This is a genomic window from Snuella lapsa (genome assembly GCF_039539345.1).
GTDB lineage: Bacteria > Bacteroidota > Bacteroidia > Flavobacteriales > Flavobacteriaceae > Snuella > Snuella lapsa.
Window position 1 is genome coordinate 143,799 of sequence record NZ_BAABCY010000036.1, and the last position, 14,344, is coordinate 158,142.

Genomic DNA, 14,344 nt, shown 5'->3' on the forward strand with positions numbered 1-14,344 from the left:
TATTAACATATTATAAAATTCAAGTTTCAAATATCAAAATGGTTTTAAACATATTATTCTAGTTATCCACATTATATATATTATTAATTGTCTTTTTAAAAATTTAAAAAAAATAAATAATGATTATTATAGGCTGTTAATAACGGGTATAACTTTTTGAATATTTATTTTGATATTAATTTTTTTACGTTCTATTAATAATTAATTAACAATCAAAAATGTTTTAATCGATTCATTTTTAATGAATTTTAATTTTCTATAAACAGTTGTTAATAACTAAAATTTTCAGGTTCATACTAATAACTATTTCTAAATTTCATGTTTATATCTGTTATTTTGAAGTGTAAAAAAAGTATTAAAAAAAGTGTTCAAATTTTTGGAAGTATAGCCGAAAGATTTGATTAGAAAAATAATTGAAATATCATAGATTTACTTTTATAAAGTAATTAACAGTTATTAACAAGTAATCAATATACTAATCTACATTACTTATTATTGATTTTAGTTAGTACCTTTGTAAAGTCTAAAAATAACATACGAACAGATGAAAATTTCAATAGGTAACGACCATGCTGGAACGGATTATAAATTAGCAATTGTAAAACATTTAGAAGCTAAAGGTTATACTGTTAATAACTATGGTACCGATAGTAACGATAGTGTGGATTATGCCGATTTTGTACATCCGGTGGCTGATGATGTTGAAAAAAATAAAGCAGATTATGGTATTTTAATTTGCGGTAGTGCCAACGGTGTGGCAATGACTGCCAATAAGCACCAAAAGGTACGTGCTGGTTTGTGTTGGAACAAAGAAATAGTAGCTCTTACACGTAGCCATAATAATGCAAACGTGTTGTGTATTCCAGCGCGTTTTACGGCTATTCAGCAAGCTATTGAAATGGTAGATACCTTTTTAAATACGGAGTTTGAAGGTGGTCGCCACCAAAAAAGGATAGAAAAAATACCGTTATCTTGTTAAATGGCACACAGTCACCATTCCCATAGTCATACCCATCATCGCGACATGAAGGATAAGAATCTTATGATTTCTATCCTTTTAAATGTAATGATTACGGTGGCTCAGGTTATTGGTGGTTTAATATCAGGTAGTTTATCATTACTTAGTGATGCCCTTCATAACTTTAGTGATGTCCTTTCATTGATAGTAAGTTATGTAGCTTCTAAACTTTCTAAACAAAAAGCGTCGGTTAACAGAACTTTTGGATATAAGCGTGCCGAAATTTTAGCAGCTTTTGTAAATGCTTCTACTTTAATAATTGTAGCTATTATTTTAATAAAAGAAGCTATTGAACGCTTTAAGCACCCACAGGTAATCGATTCCAATTTAGTTATTTGGTTAGCCATTATAGCAATTGTTTTTAATGGTTTTAGTGTTTTGCTGTTAAAGAAGGACTCTAAAAACAACATTAATATAAAATCGGCATATCTTCACTTGTTAACAGATATGTTGGCTAGTATCGCTGTGCTAATTGGTGGTTTATTAATGAAGTTTTACCAAATATTTTGGGTAGATAGTGTCCTTACTTTTTTAATTGCCCTATACTTAATTTGGGTAGGCTACGATCTCTTAAAAACATCTACTAAAGTATTAATGTTGTTTACACCAGAACATATTAATATAAAGGATGTTGTTAGGGTTGTTAATAATTTACCTAAAGTAAAAAAATTGCATCATGTGCATATTTGGAGTTTAAGTGATGAAGAGCTGCATTTAGAAGCGCATTTGGATTTATATAACGATTTATCTATTACAGATTTTAACAAATTGCTGGAAGATATAGAATCTGTTTTAAGTGAACAGTTTAATATTAACCATGTAACGATTCAACCAGAGTACGATAAAAACGATCCAAAAGAAATTATTGTTCAAGACTAATGTTAACAATAAAAATTAAAACGTTTTCTGAATTAAACATTCATGAATTATACGATATGTTACAATTACGAAGTGAAGTATTTGTAGTTGAACAAAACTGTGTGTATCAAGATTTGGATGGAAAAGATGAAAGGGCCTTACATGTTTTGGGCTTAAAGCATGATAGACTTGTTGCTTATACTCGTATTTTTGGACCAGGCTATTATTTTAAAGAGGCTAGTATTGGTAGGGTAGTGGTAGCTAAAAATGAACGCGATCACCAATATGGTTACGATATAATGAAGGCTTCTATTGAAGCTGTTCATAACTATTTTAAAACGACCACTATTAAAATTTCGGCACAAGTTTATTTAAAAAAATTCTATACTAATTTAGGTTTTAAGAGTATAGGCGAGGCGTATTTAGAAGATGGTATTCCACACATAGTAATGTTAAAAGATTGATTATTCTATTAATGTTCGTTTAATCTACATACGTAATCACAATTTCAACACGCCTGTCGTATTTGGGATCACCTCCCAAAGGAAATTTTCGACGCATACCCAAATAGCGCATACGTTTTTTACTAACGCCTTTTTTAGCAAGATAATCGTATACATATTTGGCTCTGGCTTCAGAAAGGTTTCGTTTTTTTGTTTTTCTATCGACTGCATCCCTGCTAAATTGTGTACAGCATACATGGCCTTGAATGGTAAAGTAAATATCTTTGCGTTCTACCAACGATTTTGCAATGTCTTCCAATATTTTTTTAGATTCTGGAGTAACGGTACTATAGCCAGTTTTAAATAAAATATTTTCGAAACGAATTTTATCACCTACTTTAAGTTCGCCTTTTATGATTTCGGCAGTTGCTTTCTTTTTTTCTTCAACAGGTTTTTCTTTTTTTTCTACCTTCTTTTCTATAATAGGTGGTTTGGGATTAACAATAATCTCTACTTTCCTGTTTAAGCCCCTTATTTTCGAGATGTTTTTTTCGTTTACAATTTTTAATAGTATTTCACCTTTACCGTCTACGTTAGTAATTACCGTTTCGCTTATTTCGTGATTAGAAAAAATAGCTTTAATAGCTTCGGCACGTTGCTTGGAAAGTTTTAGGTTATAGCTAGCGGCACCAACATCGTCGCAAAAGCCAAAAATAGCTACAGATTCAATATCGACATCGGTTAAACTCGAAATAAATAAAAGTAAGCGATTTTCTTCGGTAGGAATAAGGTCATATTTATCGGTCTCAAAATAAACATCGTGTGTTATATTATTTTGAGCAAGAACCATACTACCGTAAAGTAATACTAATATAAAAGTAAAAAGTTTATTCATATTAATATAGCCAAGGAATAAATTTACAAAATCTTATCTTAAATATTTAGCGTAAGTAATAGGACTTTTTAAAATATCGGCAGCTACTTTCATTCCTTTATCGTGTGTTTTATAATACTCGTACAAACCTTCTCTATATACATATTGTTTTACAATTTCTTCAGTTAATAATTCTAGTAAATGATCTTTATTTTCGTCGAGTACCTGCGTTTTAGATTTTTCTAAATTGGTTATTAAAGTAGTATAATCTGTTTGGATATTATCGTTCAATTCCTCTTTTTTAGCTATTTCCATTACATTTAGAAGTGCTTTCTCTGTTTCTGTTTCAAAAGAAAAATGATGAGATTTTAAAAACATCTTAAAATCTTTAAAATCGGCATCGGTCAGTTTAAAATTATTAATGTCTTTTATATTATCATGTTTGTAATGGTAATTGGTAGCGTAGTTAAATATTAAATCATCGTTAACAATCGCTTTTATAATAGCCGAATTTTTTTGTGTATTTATAATTTCGTCTGGTAAAATACCTCCACCATCAAAAACGCTACGCCCATTTTTGGTTTTAAATGTATTATAGTTTTCTTGTTTTACACGAACTGCTTGACCTTTTTCATCTCTATGCCAATAATCTAAAGCTTGAATACAACGACCGGAAGGTGTATAGTATCTAGAAATAGTAATTTTTAATTGCGTCCCGTAAGTTAGTTGTTTAGGGCGTTGTACCAAACCTTTTCCAAAGCTTCTTGATCCTACTATAACAGCACGATCCAAATCTTGTAAGGAACCCGATACAATTTCACTGGCCGAGGCACTACCACCATCAATTAAAACTACCAAGGGAATTTCGGTATCTATGGGGTCATTTTTAGTGTAATAGGTTCTGTTGTATTTTTTTACTTTGGATTTGGTAGTAACTATTAATTGACCTTTAGGTACAAACAGGTTTACAATACGAATGGCTTCGTTTAATAAACCACCAGGGTTACCTCTTAAATCTAGAATGATTCGCTTTGCACCCTGCGCTTTAAGATCTCTCAGGGCGTAGTTTGTTTCAGCATAAGCTTTATTATTAAATCGACTTAAAACAATATAACCTGTTTTTTCGTCTATCAATGAAAAATGGGGTACGGCCTTTATTTCAACTTCTGCTCTTTCTATATTGGCAGTTTGTGTTTTACCTTGTCGTTTGTAAGTTACTTCTACTGTGCTCCCGGGAGCTCCTTTTAGTAAGTCACCGGCATTTTCCTTATGGTTCTCAACAAGAATATTACCTATTTTAATGATTGCGTCTCCAGCTTTAAGTCCAGCTTTGTCGGCAGGGTAGTCTTTGTAAGGTTCAATAATAACCAGTTTGTCTTTTAAGGTTTTTATTTTGGCCCCTATTCCTGTATAATCGCCTGTATTATTAATTCTGGCAGCTTCTACATCCTGTTCGTTCATAAAATTTGTATATGGATCCAGGTTTTCCAGCATACTTTTAATAGCTGTATCCATTAAATCTCCAGGATTGGTGTCATCAACATAATTCATGTTGAGTTCTTTAAAAAGGGTTGTAAATATTTCTATTTGCTTAGCTATTTCAAAAAAATCATTTTTAAAAGCTGTTCCTGTAAAGAAGAGGGTAAAAGCCAATACAGGTACTAAGATTTTCTTTTGTATTAAATGCTTCATTACTGTAGTATTTATTTTTACAATATTTTGCCCGAAAACTTTTCAAACAAACGTTTCATTTTTGTTTCAACAAGCTCAAAGCTTGGTTCGTCTTTACCAATGTACAAAATCATAAACGCATACTGTGTTGTAATGTTGTTAAAATATATAGCTTTATTCAACCTATAGGCTTCTCTTAACAAGCGTTTTACACGATTACGGTCTACAGCATTTTTAAAATTACGTTTACTTACCGATACACCGGTTTTAAATTGCGTACCATCATTAAAAGTAGTTTGGATGTAAACCAGACGTAAAGGGTACGCAGATACTGACTGACCTTCTGAAAATAATTGCTCAATAAGCTTTTTGCTTTTAAGTTTTTCTTTTTTAGGATAGGTTGCAGTCATATGTTATTTTATCTACACAAAAATAGCAATAACAATTCACACAGCACCAGACTTATACCTTCATGATAAAAATCATGTTTTAAACAATTGAAACGTAGTAATTTAATGTGTTTTAAAAGTGTAAATAAGTTAGTGTTAAAATAAAGAACATTAACTAGTTATCACGGTAGTAAACTACCTCGGTGCAAGTATACGAGGCATTTACAGGATATTATTTTGATTTCGAGGTAAGCCTTGGAGCATTTTAATATCGATTATCGAGTATAATGGAAAGGTATTAAATCATTAATAATTATGGGAGATCTAAATATTTCAAGGCTCAAGACGAAAAAAGATAGATCAAATTATATCCATCATTTGGTAAACGATATAAAAGCACTTGACTTAATGCTTGAAACAGGTATGATAGAAGAGGAACCTATTCGTATTGGAGCTGAACAAGAATTCTTTTTGGTACATGACAATTTTTTACCAGCCAATCAATCTGATACAATTTTAAAAATGATTGACGATAAACATTTTGTAACAGAAATAAGTAAATATGCACTAGAAATTAATTTGGACCCCCAGATACTTAAAGATAATTGTTTTTCGAAGCTGCATAGCCAGTTGAATAGTTTGTTGAACAAAGCAAAGGCAGCTGCAGCCAAAAAGAAGGTGAAGCTTATATTAACAGGTATTTTACCCTCCCTGTCTGTTAATGATGTAGATGAATCCAGTATGACCAATGCTACTCGGTATGAGGTTTTAAATGAGGTTTTAAGACGTTCCAGAAAGCAAAGCTTTGATATTCATATAAAAGGAGTGGATGAATTGAACTTGTTACACGATTCGGTTATGTTGGAGGGTTGTAATACGAGTTTTCAAATGCATCTGCAAATTCCTCCAAAGCGTTTTGTAGATATGTATAATTGGGCACAGGCCATTTCGGGTCCAGTTTTGGGTATTTGTGCCAATTCACCCATACTTTTTGGAAAAGAACTTTGGAATGAAACGCGTATAGCCCTGTTTGCTCAAAGTATGGATACTAGAGTCCATTCCTACTTGTTAAATGAAAAGCCTTCGAGAGTTAGTTTTGGAAATGCTTGGCAAACAGGTAGTATAACCGATATATTCAAAGATAATATTTCAAGATACCGAAGTTTTTTAACATCTCATTTTATTACGGATAGTGTGGATATGCTTAATCGTAATGAGGTACCAAAATTAAAAGCCCTGCAACTACATAATGGAACAGTATACCCTTGGAATCGTGTTTGTTATGGTGTTTTAGATAATAAGCCAAGTTTACGGATAGAAAATCGCTACATACCTTCTGGTCCAACAACTATCGATGAAATTGCTAACATGGTTTTTTGGGTAGGAGTTATGATGGGTAAACCAGAAGCATATCATAACATTCACGAAAAATGGGATTTTAAAGATGTTAAAACCAATTTTATTAATGCTGCGCGTTACGGTATGGCTACACAGTTTTATTGGGATGGAAAATACATATCCAGTCATCATTTAATTTTAGAAATGTTATTGCCTATGGCTTATAAAGGACTGTCAAGTGTAGGTGTTTCATCCAATGATGCCGCATTTTATTTAGAAATTATTAAAGATAGAGTACACAAGCTTACGGGATCGGAATGGATCATCAGAAATTATAGAGCTTTGTTAAATAGCCATAAACGTTATGAGGCTATGCAAATACTTACATCCAAGCTTTATGAGCAACAAGATAAAGGGCATCCTATTGCTAATTGGAATATGTTGTATAGAGCAGATGAGATACCTATTACCCATCGACGTATTGTAAAGCATATTATGAGTTCCGATATTTTTTCGGTTAATAAAAAAGACAGTATCGAGCTGGTTTTACAAATTATGAAATGGAAGAGCATTCACCATATGCCCGTTACCAATAGTGATAGAAATCTTGTTGGCTTATTGACCTGGACAGATGTTGAAACGTATTTAGATGATCCCAAGCAACAATTTAACGCGGTCGATAAGATTATGAAAACCGATATCATAACAATAGGTGAGTACACTTCTGTTGCAGCTGCTAAACAATTAATAACAAGACATGGTATTGGATGCCTTCCAGTGGTTAAGCATGAAAAGTTGGTAGGACTAATTACTAAAAACGATCTTTACTAAATGATTTCTGTACACAATAAAGCACTAGCCGAAACAATAACAGTTGAGCGTATTCTAGGAAAAGTAGAAGGAACAACCAATGGGCCTACAGTTGTATTTTTTTGTGGTATACATGGTAATGAGACCTCAGGTGTTTTTGCTTTAAATGAGATTTTTGAAAAATTGAATGCCAATTTGGTTCATGGAACAGTTTACGGTATTTTAGGTAACTTAAAAGCACTTCAAGAACATATAAGATATAAAGATCAAGACCTTAATAGGCTTTGGACCAAAGAACAAATTAAAAAGACTAAAGAGAAGTTTATTTTAAATACCGAAGAGGTCGAGCAATTGGCTTTATTAGAACTCTTAAAATCTATTATAAAGAGTCATAGTGGCCCCTTTTATTTTGTAGATTTACATAGTACTTCAAGTTATTCCCTGCCTTTTATTACTATTAACGACGCCTTGATAAATCGTCGTTTTTCCAAACAATTTCCCGTACCTATTGTGTTAGGGATTGAAGAATATTTAAATGGAGCGCTATTGAGCTATATTAACCAATTGGGGTATGTATCCCTGGGGTTTGAATCAGGACAACATGATGCAGCCGATGCAGTGAATAACAGTATAGCCTTTACTTATTTAACCTTGGTATATTCGGGTGTTTTAAATAAAGAATCATTACCAAATTTTTCGACCTATTACAAACAATTAGAAGCCCAATCACAAAATACGTTTGATTTCTTTGAAATAGTTTATTTACATTCCATACACCCAAAAGATAGTTTTAAAATGTACAATGGATTTAAAAGCTTTCAGGATATAAAAAAAGGAACCGTTTTGGCAGTAAACAATGGTGTTGTTTTAAAGTCTGATTACAATGCTAAAATTTTTATGCCATTATATCAAAATAAGGGTGTTGACGGATATTTTATCATTAAGCGCATTAGACCTGTTTTTTTAGTAATATCTGCGTTATTAAGACGATTAAAAATGGACAGTTTACTTATTTTATTACCAGGTATTTCATGGTTGGATAAAAAAGAGGGTATTTTAAAAGTAAACCTTAATATTGCCAGATTTTTTGCAAAATCTATTTTCCATGTACTAGGTTACCGAAGTAAGCAGATAACACTTAATTCCTTACAACTGAATAATCGTGAACGTGTTGCTAAAACAGCCATGTATAAAAAAAAGTGGTGGTATAAAAACAAGAGAGATTACAGCGCTAACGTTTAAGGTAAGTTAGGTGTTTTAAAAAAATGTGTCATGAAAACTGATAGTCTGCAAAAACATCCAGAACCTCATCAAATGCGGCAAAAACATCTTCGGGGCGATCACTTGTAACCATTTTGGTACGGTATTCCTTAAAGTGAGGGATACCTTTAAAATAATTGGTGTAATGCCTTCTGGTTTCGAAAACGCCTAATATTTCACCCTTCCAATCTATGGACATTTGTAGATGTCTGCGTGCTGCTTCCACCCGTTCCTCCAAAGAAATTGGAGTTAGGTGTTCACCTGTTTCAAAAAAGTGTTTTACTTGCTTAAAAAACCACGGATTCCCAATACTGGCCCGACCAATCATAGCACCATCCAAACCATAATTATCACGCATTTCCATAGCTTTTTCTGGTGTATCCACATCACCATTCCCAAATACAGGAATATGCATTCTCGGATTATTCTTAACCTCAGCTATAGGTTTCCAGTCCGCATTGCCCTTATACATCTGTGCCCGCGTACGCCCATGAATGGCAATGGCTTTACAACCTACATCCTGTAAGCGTTCGGCAACCTCAACAATACGAATGGACTCATGGTCCCATCCCAATCGGGTCTTTACCGTAACAGGAATATTGGTACGCTTTACCATTTCGGCAGTGAGTTGCTCCATAAGGCATACATCCTTTAATATACCAGCACCAGCGCCTTTACTCACAACTTTTTTTACGGGACACCCAAAATTAATGTCGATAATATCCGGTTTCGATTCGGCAACAATATCAATTGTTTGTAACATACTGTCCAAGTTTGCTCCAAATACCTGAATACCCACAGGACGCTCCTTTTCATAAATATCTAATTTCATAACGCTTTTAGCTGCGTTGCGAATGAGTCCTTCGCTCGATACGAACTCAGTATACACCACATCAGCTCCCTGCTCTTTACACAGGGCTCTAAAAGGTGGGTCACTAACATCCTCCATAGGAGCTAAAAGCAATGGGAAATCACCTAATTCTATGTTACCTATCTTAACCACAGTACGTTACATTGTTTTTTTGAAGCTGCAAAGATACGCAATTATATGACATTCCTAACGTTAATCACTATTTAAGCGAAATCAGAATCCCTTTATATAGGGAAAAATCATACTCAAAACGTCTATTAAATGCAATTATCGTATTTTTAGTTTATAAAACCATATACCTTTTGAACATTCCTTTCGAACCCGTATGCTTTGGTTATCGTATCAATATTCACCTCATTCTGGAGTATCTCGCTTTTTTTATCGCATTCAGATATTATGTACTATTACGCCGAAAAAGCAAGGACGTTATCTCCACCAATAATCGGTTATCCATTATACTTGGTGCAGCCCTAGGTGCTTTGATCGGTTCAAGATTGGTAGGTTTTTTGGAAAACCCAATCATGCACATATCCACCGAACATATTTTACAACTACTAAATACCAAAACCATTATGGGAGGTTTGTTTGGTGGCTTACTAGGAGTGGAACTGGCAAAGAAAATAATAGGCGAGACGCGATCGTCTGGCGATCTATTTGTATTTCCTATCATTTTGGGAATTTTTATAGGTCGTATAGGTTGTTTCCTTTCCGGAATCAATGAATTTACCTATGGCAAGGAAACGGCTTCCGTATTTGGGATGGATTTGGGTGATGGCATCCTTAGGCATCCAACATCACTTTACGAACTGACATTTCTTATTGGGCTATTTTTTATTCTTAAATACTTAAAAAGAACTATTGCCTTAAAAAACGGAGCCCTTTTTAAATGGTTCATGCTACTCTATTTTGGTTTTCGGTTTTTCATAGAATTTTTAAAGCCCAATACCTTTTTCGTATTCGGACTGAGCAGCATCCAACTTTTATGTGTAATTTGTTGGTTATACTACAGTCCTTTCATCATTCAAAAATTTAAAAATGCCCACTAGGAATTATACCTATTACGATTTTACCTTAAGTCTGTGCCCAGAATGTTTACAACGTGTTGACGCGAAGATTGTATTCCAAGACGGTAATGTATACATGCTGAAACATTGCAAAGAGCATGGTAATAGCAAAGTGTTAATTGCCGACGATATTGATTACTACAAAAACATAAGGAACTACAACAAGCCCTCTGAAACACCTTATACCTTTAATACCAAAACACACTATGGTTGCCCTTATGACTGTGGTTTGTGTCCAGATCACGAACAGCATAGTTGTTTGACCGTTGTGGAGATAACCGACAGGTGTAATTTAACCTGTCCGACCTGCTATGCGGGATCCTCTCCAACCTATGGCAGACATCGCACTTTTGAAGAGGTAAAAGCCATGCTGGACACCATTGTTAAAAATGAAAAAGAACCCGACGTGGTCCAAATTTCGGGAGGAGAACCCACTATTCATCCTCAGTTTTGGGAGATACTCGATTATGCCAAATCACTCCCCATTAGACATTTAATGTTAAACACTAACGGTATTAAAATTGCCAAGGACTTCGCTTTTGCCGAACGACTAAAAACCTATACACCAGATTTTGAGATTTACTTACAGTTCGATTCATTTAAAGATTCCGTATTGTACGACCTTAGAGGCGCCCATTTAAATGATATTCGAAAACAGGCCATCGAAAACCTTAATAAACTTAACCTGTCTACCACTTTGGTGGTGACACTTCAAAAGGGATTGAATGACAATGAGATTGGAAAAATAATAGACTATGCTTTACAGCAGCGATGTATACGAGGTGTTACCTTTCAGCCCACACAAATAGCAGGAAGATTAGAGCATTTTAATCCCGAAACCGATCGTATGACCCTTACCGAAGTACGACGGCAGATTTTGGAGCAAACCACTGTTTTTAATCCAGACGACTTGCTACCCGTGCCCTGTAATCCCGATGCTTTAGTTATGGGATATGCGTTGAAACTGGGAGACGAGGTATTTCCCCTAACACGTTATATTAATCCGAACGACTTGTTAGATAACAGTAAAAACACCATTGTTTACGAACAGGATGAACATATTAAAGGTAAAATGATAGAATTATTCAGCACAGGAAACTCGGTCGAGGTAGCCGAAGAACATTTAAAATCCATTATGTGTTGTTTACCCGGTATTGATGCTCCAAATCTTGGTTACGAAAATTTATTCAGGATAATAATAATGCAATTTATAGACGCTTATAACTTTGATGTCCGTGCCATTAAAAAATCCTGCGTACACATTGTGGACAAAGACAATAAGATTATCCCCTTCGAAACCATGAACCTCTTTTATAGGGATGATAAAAAACAGCGATTAAAGGAATTAAAAAATAAAATAGAAGTATTATAGAGATGGTATTTGTAACCCTAATAGCATTAATTATCACACATATACCAGCAATAATCATGTTTATTGTTGGATGGTCCATTCGTGAAAAAAGACCAAAAGCAACAAAGATATTATATATCTTAGCTACTGTTTACACTATAATAGGATTGGGTATTTGCGGAACCATTTTAATTTCTATTTAATAACTAAACTATGTTTCTGGAGGTAAATTTAGACGGCTTAATATTCATCATTCTTGCCATTATGTTCGGCCCGGCTATTATTATGGCCTTTGTAGGTTTTGTGATCCTAAAGAAAAACAAAAAAACAGCTAAAATATTTTTTATATTGGCTGCTGTATATGTTTTGGTAAGCCTTGGTATTTGCGGTAGTATGGTTTTATAAACCTCCTTAAAATATTAACTAAAGCTCGCATAAATGAACTATATTTGCAAATTATCTCAAGGTATAGATTCCTTTTATGAAGAATATAAGAAACTTTTGCATTATTGCACATATAGATCACGGTAAGAGTACCCTTGCTGATCGTTTATTGGACTTTACAGGTTCAGTAACCGACAGGGAAAAGCAAGATCAGCTTTTAGATAACATGGACCTGGAACGTGAACGAGGTATTACCATTAAGTCGCATGCCATTCAAATGGAGTATACTTATAAAGGTGAACAGTATATTTTAAATCTAATCGACACACCGGGTCATGTAGATTTCTCATACGAAGTATCCCGTTCCATTGCAGCATGCGAAGGCGCCTTGCTTATTGTAGATGCTGCCCAAAGTATACAGGCTCAAACCATTTCTAACCTATATTTGGCTTTAGAAAACGATCTGGAGATTATACCTGTTTTGAATAAAGTTGATCTGCCCAGTGCTAACCCTGAAGAGGTTACCGATGATATTGTGGACTTATTAGGCTGTGATCCTGAAGATGTTATTCATGCCAGTGGAAAAACAGGTTTTGGAGTAGACAATATCTTAGCTGCCGTGATAGAACGTATTCCTGCTCCTGTAGGTAGCCCTGAAGAGCCGCTACAGGCCTTGATATTCGATTCGGTTTATAACCCGTTTCGTGGTGTAGAAACCTATTTTAGGGTAATAAATGGTTCTATTAAAAAGAATCAACAAATTAAGTTTATTGCCACAGGAAAAACCTACTATGCCGATGAGGTAGGGACACTCAAATTAAAACAGCTTCCGAGACAGGAAATAAAGGCTGGCGATGTAGGCTATGTTATTACAGGAATTAAAGAAGCCAAAGAAGTGAAGGTTGGTGATACCATTACCGATGCTAAAACCCCAACAAGAAATGCCATTTCCGGTTTTGAAGATGTAAAACCTATGGTATTTGCAGGTATCTATCCAGTTGATACGGAAGACTATGAAGAGTTACGTGCGTCGATGGAAAAATTACAGCTTAACGATGCCTCCCTTATCTTTGCTCCTGAAAGTTCTGCAGCATTAGGTTTTGGATTCCGTTGTGGTTTTCTGGGCATGCTTCATATGGAGATTATCCAAGAACGTTTGGAGCGTGAGTTCGATATGACCGTTATTACAACGGTACCCAACGTATCCTACCATGCCTATACAAAAAAGCATCCCGACGATATTATTATTGTGAACAACCCGAGTGATTTACCCGATCCATCTGGATTGGATAGGGTAGAGGAACCATATATAAAAGCAACCATTATTACCAAGGCAGATTTTGTGGGTAATGTTATGTCGCTTTGTATTGAAAAACGTGGTATGATTACCAATCAAACCTATTTAACGACCGATCGTGTAGAACTTAATTTCGATATGCCTTTGGCCGAAATAGTTTTTGATTTTTATGATCGCTTAAAAACAGTTTCCAAAGGGTATGCCTCTTTCGATTACCATCCTATAGGTATGCGGTCTTCAAAATTGGTTCGGGTTGATATTCTGTTAAATGCACAACCAGTTGATGCACTTTCAGCTTTAATACATGCCGATAATGCGCAGCATATTGGCAAAAAAATGTGTGAAAAACTAAAAGAACTTATACCGCGCCAACAATTCGACATACCTGTTCAAGCTGCTATTGGAGCTAAAATTATTTCGCGTGAAACCATAAAAGCTTTACGTAAGGACGTTACTGCAAAATGTTACGGTGGTGATATTTCCCGTAAACGTAAACTTCTTGAAAAACAGAAAAAAGGTAAAAAACGTATGCGTCAGGTAGGCAATGTAGAAATACCACAACAGGCATTTATGGCAGTATTAAAACTAAACGATTAAAGAGGTACAGATATCTTTAACGTTGTTCCTTGATCAGGTTTTGAAATCATTGGACTTGCAACAAAAAGTCGGACAATTTTTCTAAGACCTATGCCACGTTTTTAATTTGATAAAATTCT

Annotated in this window: 13 protein-coding genes; 9 read left to right on the forward strand and 4 right to left on the reverse strand. The window is 34.4% G+C overall.

Features of this window, described 5'->3' with window-relative positions:
- Positions 1-544: 544 nt before the first annotated feature.
- The 3 genes from rpiB to ABD792_RS08260 are packed head-to-tail and all read left to right on the forward strand — an operon-like array spanning position 545 to position 2,340.
- The gene (gene rpiB / locus ABD792_RS08250) at positions 545-979 is read left to right on the forward strand and encodes a ribose 5-phosphate isomerase B (RefSeq protein ID WP_345005417.1); all 435 of its coding nucleotides are present in this window, start codon (positions 545-547) and stop codon (positions 977-979) included.
- Positions 980-1,897, forward strand: coding sequence for a cation diffusion facilitator family transporter (locus ABD792_RS08255; protein WP_345005418.1), 918 nt, complete (start codon positions 980-982; stop codon positions 1,895-1,897).
- Complete coding sequence (locus ABD792_RS08260) at positions 1,897-2,340, forward strand: GNAT family N-acetyltransferase (RefSeq protein ID WP_345005420.1); 444 nt, start codon at positions 1,897-1,899, stop codon at positions 2,338-2,340. The genes ABD792_RS08255 and ABD792_RS08260 overlap by 1 nt, the downstream gene beginning before the upstream one ends.
- 19 nt (positions 2,341-2,359) lie before the next feature.
- Here the strand turns inward: ABD792_RS08260 and ABD792_RS08265 are convergent, their stop codons facing one another.
- Genes ABD792_RS08265 through rnpA form a run of 3 tightly spaced genes read right to left on the reverse strand, consistent with a single transcriptional unit; the run spans position 2,360 to position 5,274 of the window.
- Positions 2,360-3,214 (reverse strand): OmpA family protein, encoded by an 855-nt coding sequence (locus tag ABD792_RS08265; protein ID WP_345005421.1) that lies wholly within the window; start codon positions 3,212-3,214, stop codon positions 2,360-2,362.
- Between the two features lie 33 nt (positions 3,215-3,247).
- Positions 3,248-4,885, reverse strand: a complete 1,638-nt coding sequence (locus tag ABD792_RS08270) for a S41 family peptidase (RefSeq protein ID WP_345005422.1) — start codon at positions 4,883-4,885, stop codon at positions 3,248-3,250.
- Between the two features lie 17 nt (positions 4,886-4,902).
- On the reverse strand, positions 4,903-5,274 hold the full coding sequence (gene rnpA, locus ABD792_RS08275; RefSeq protein WP_345005423.1) for a ribonuclease P protein component: 372 nt from the start codon (positions 5,272-5,274) through the stop codon (positions 4,903-4,905).
- A 294-nt stretch (positions 5,275-5,568) separates the two neighbouring features.
- On the opposite strand from rnpA, the gene ABD792_RS08280 reads away from it, so the two are divergent.
- Positions 5,569-7,422 (forward strand): glutamate-cysteine ligase family protein, encoded by a 1,854-nt coding sequence (locus ABD792_RS08280; protein ID WP_345005424.1) that lies wholly within the window; start codon positions 5,569-5,571, stop codon positions 7,420-7,422.
- On the forward strand, positions 7,423-8,643 hold the full coding sequence (locus ABD792_RS08285) for a M14 family metallopeptidase (protein WP_345005426.1): 1,221 nt from the start codon (positions 7,423-7,425) through the stop codon (positions 8,641-8,643).
- A gap of 28 nt (positions 8,644-8,671) precedes the next feature.
- Here the strand turns inward: ABD792_RS08285 and dusB are convergent, their stop codons facing one another.
- Positions 8,672-9,664, reverse strand: a complete 993-nt coding sequence (gene dusB / locus ABD792_RS08290; protein WP_345005427.1) for a tRNA dihydrouridine synthase DusB — start codon at positions 9,662-9,664, stop codon at positions 8,672-8,674.
- Between the two features lie 170 nt (positions 9,665-9,834).
- Between dusB and ABD792_RS08295 the strand changes: the two genes are divergently transcribed.
- From ABD792_RS08295 to lepA, 4 genes are all read left to right on the forward strand, one after another.
- Entirely contained in the window at positions 9,835-10,578 is a 744-nt protein-coding gene (locus tag ABD792_RS08295) for a prolipoprotein diacylglyceryl transferase (RefSeq protein WP_345005428.1), read from the forward strand.
- The gene (locus tag ABD792_RS08300; RefSeq protein ID WP_345005429.1) at positions 10,568-11,968 is read left to right on the forward strand and encodes a radical SAM protein; all 1,401 of its coding nucleotides are present in this window, start codon (positions 10,568-10,570) and stop codon (positions 11,966-11,968) included. Before ABD792_RS08295 ends, ABD792_RS08300 begins: the two co-directional genes overlap by 11 nt.
- 192 nt (positions 11,969-12,160) lie before the next feature.
- On the forward strand, positions 12,161-12,352 hold the full coding sequence (locus ABD792_RS08305; RefSeq protein WP_345005430.1) for a hypothetical protein: 192 nt from the start codon (positions 12,161-12,163) through the stop codon (positions 12,350-12,352).
- Positions 12,353-12,428: 76 nt separating this feature from the next.
- The gene (gene lepA, locus ABD792_RS08310) at positions 12,429-14,225 is read left to right on the forward strand and encodes a translation elongation factor 4 (RefSeq protein WP_345005431.1); all 1,797 of its coding nucleotides are present in this window, start codon (positions 12,429-12,431) and stop codon (positions 14,223-14,225) included.
- Positions 14,226-14,344: the final 119 nt, after the last annotated feature.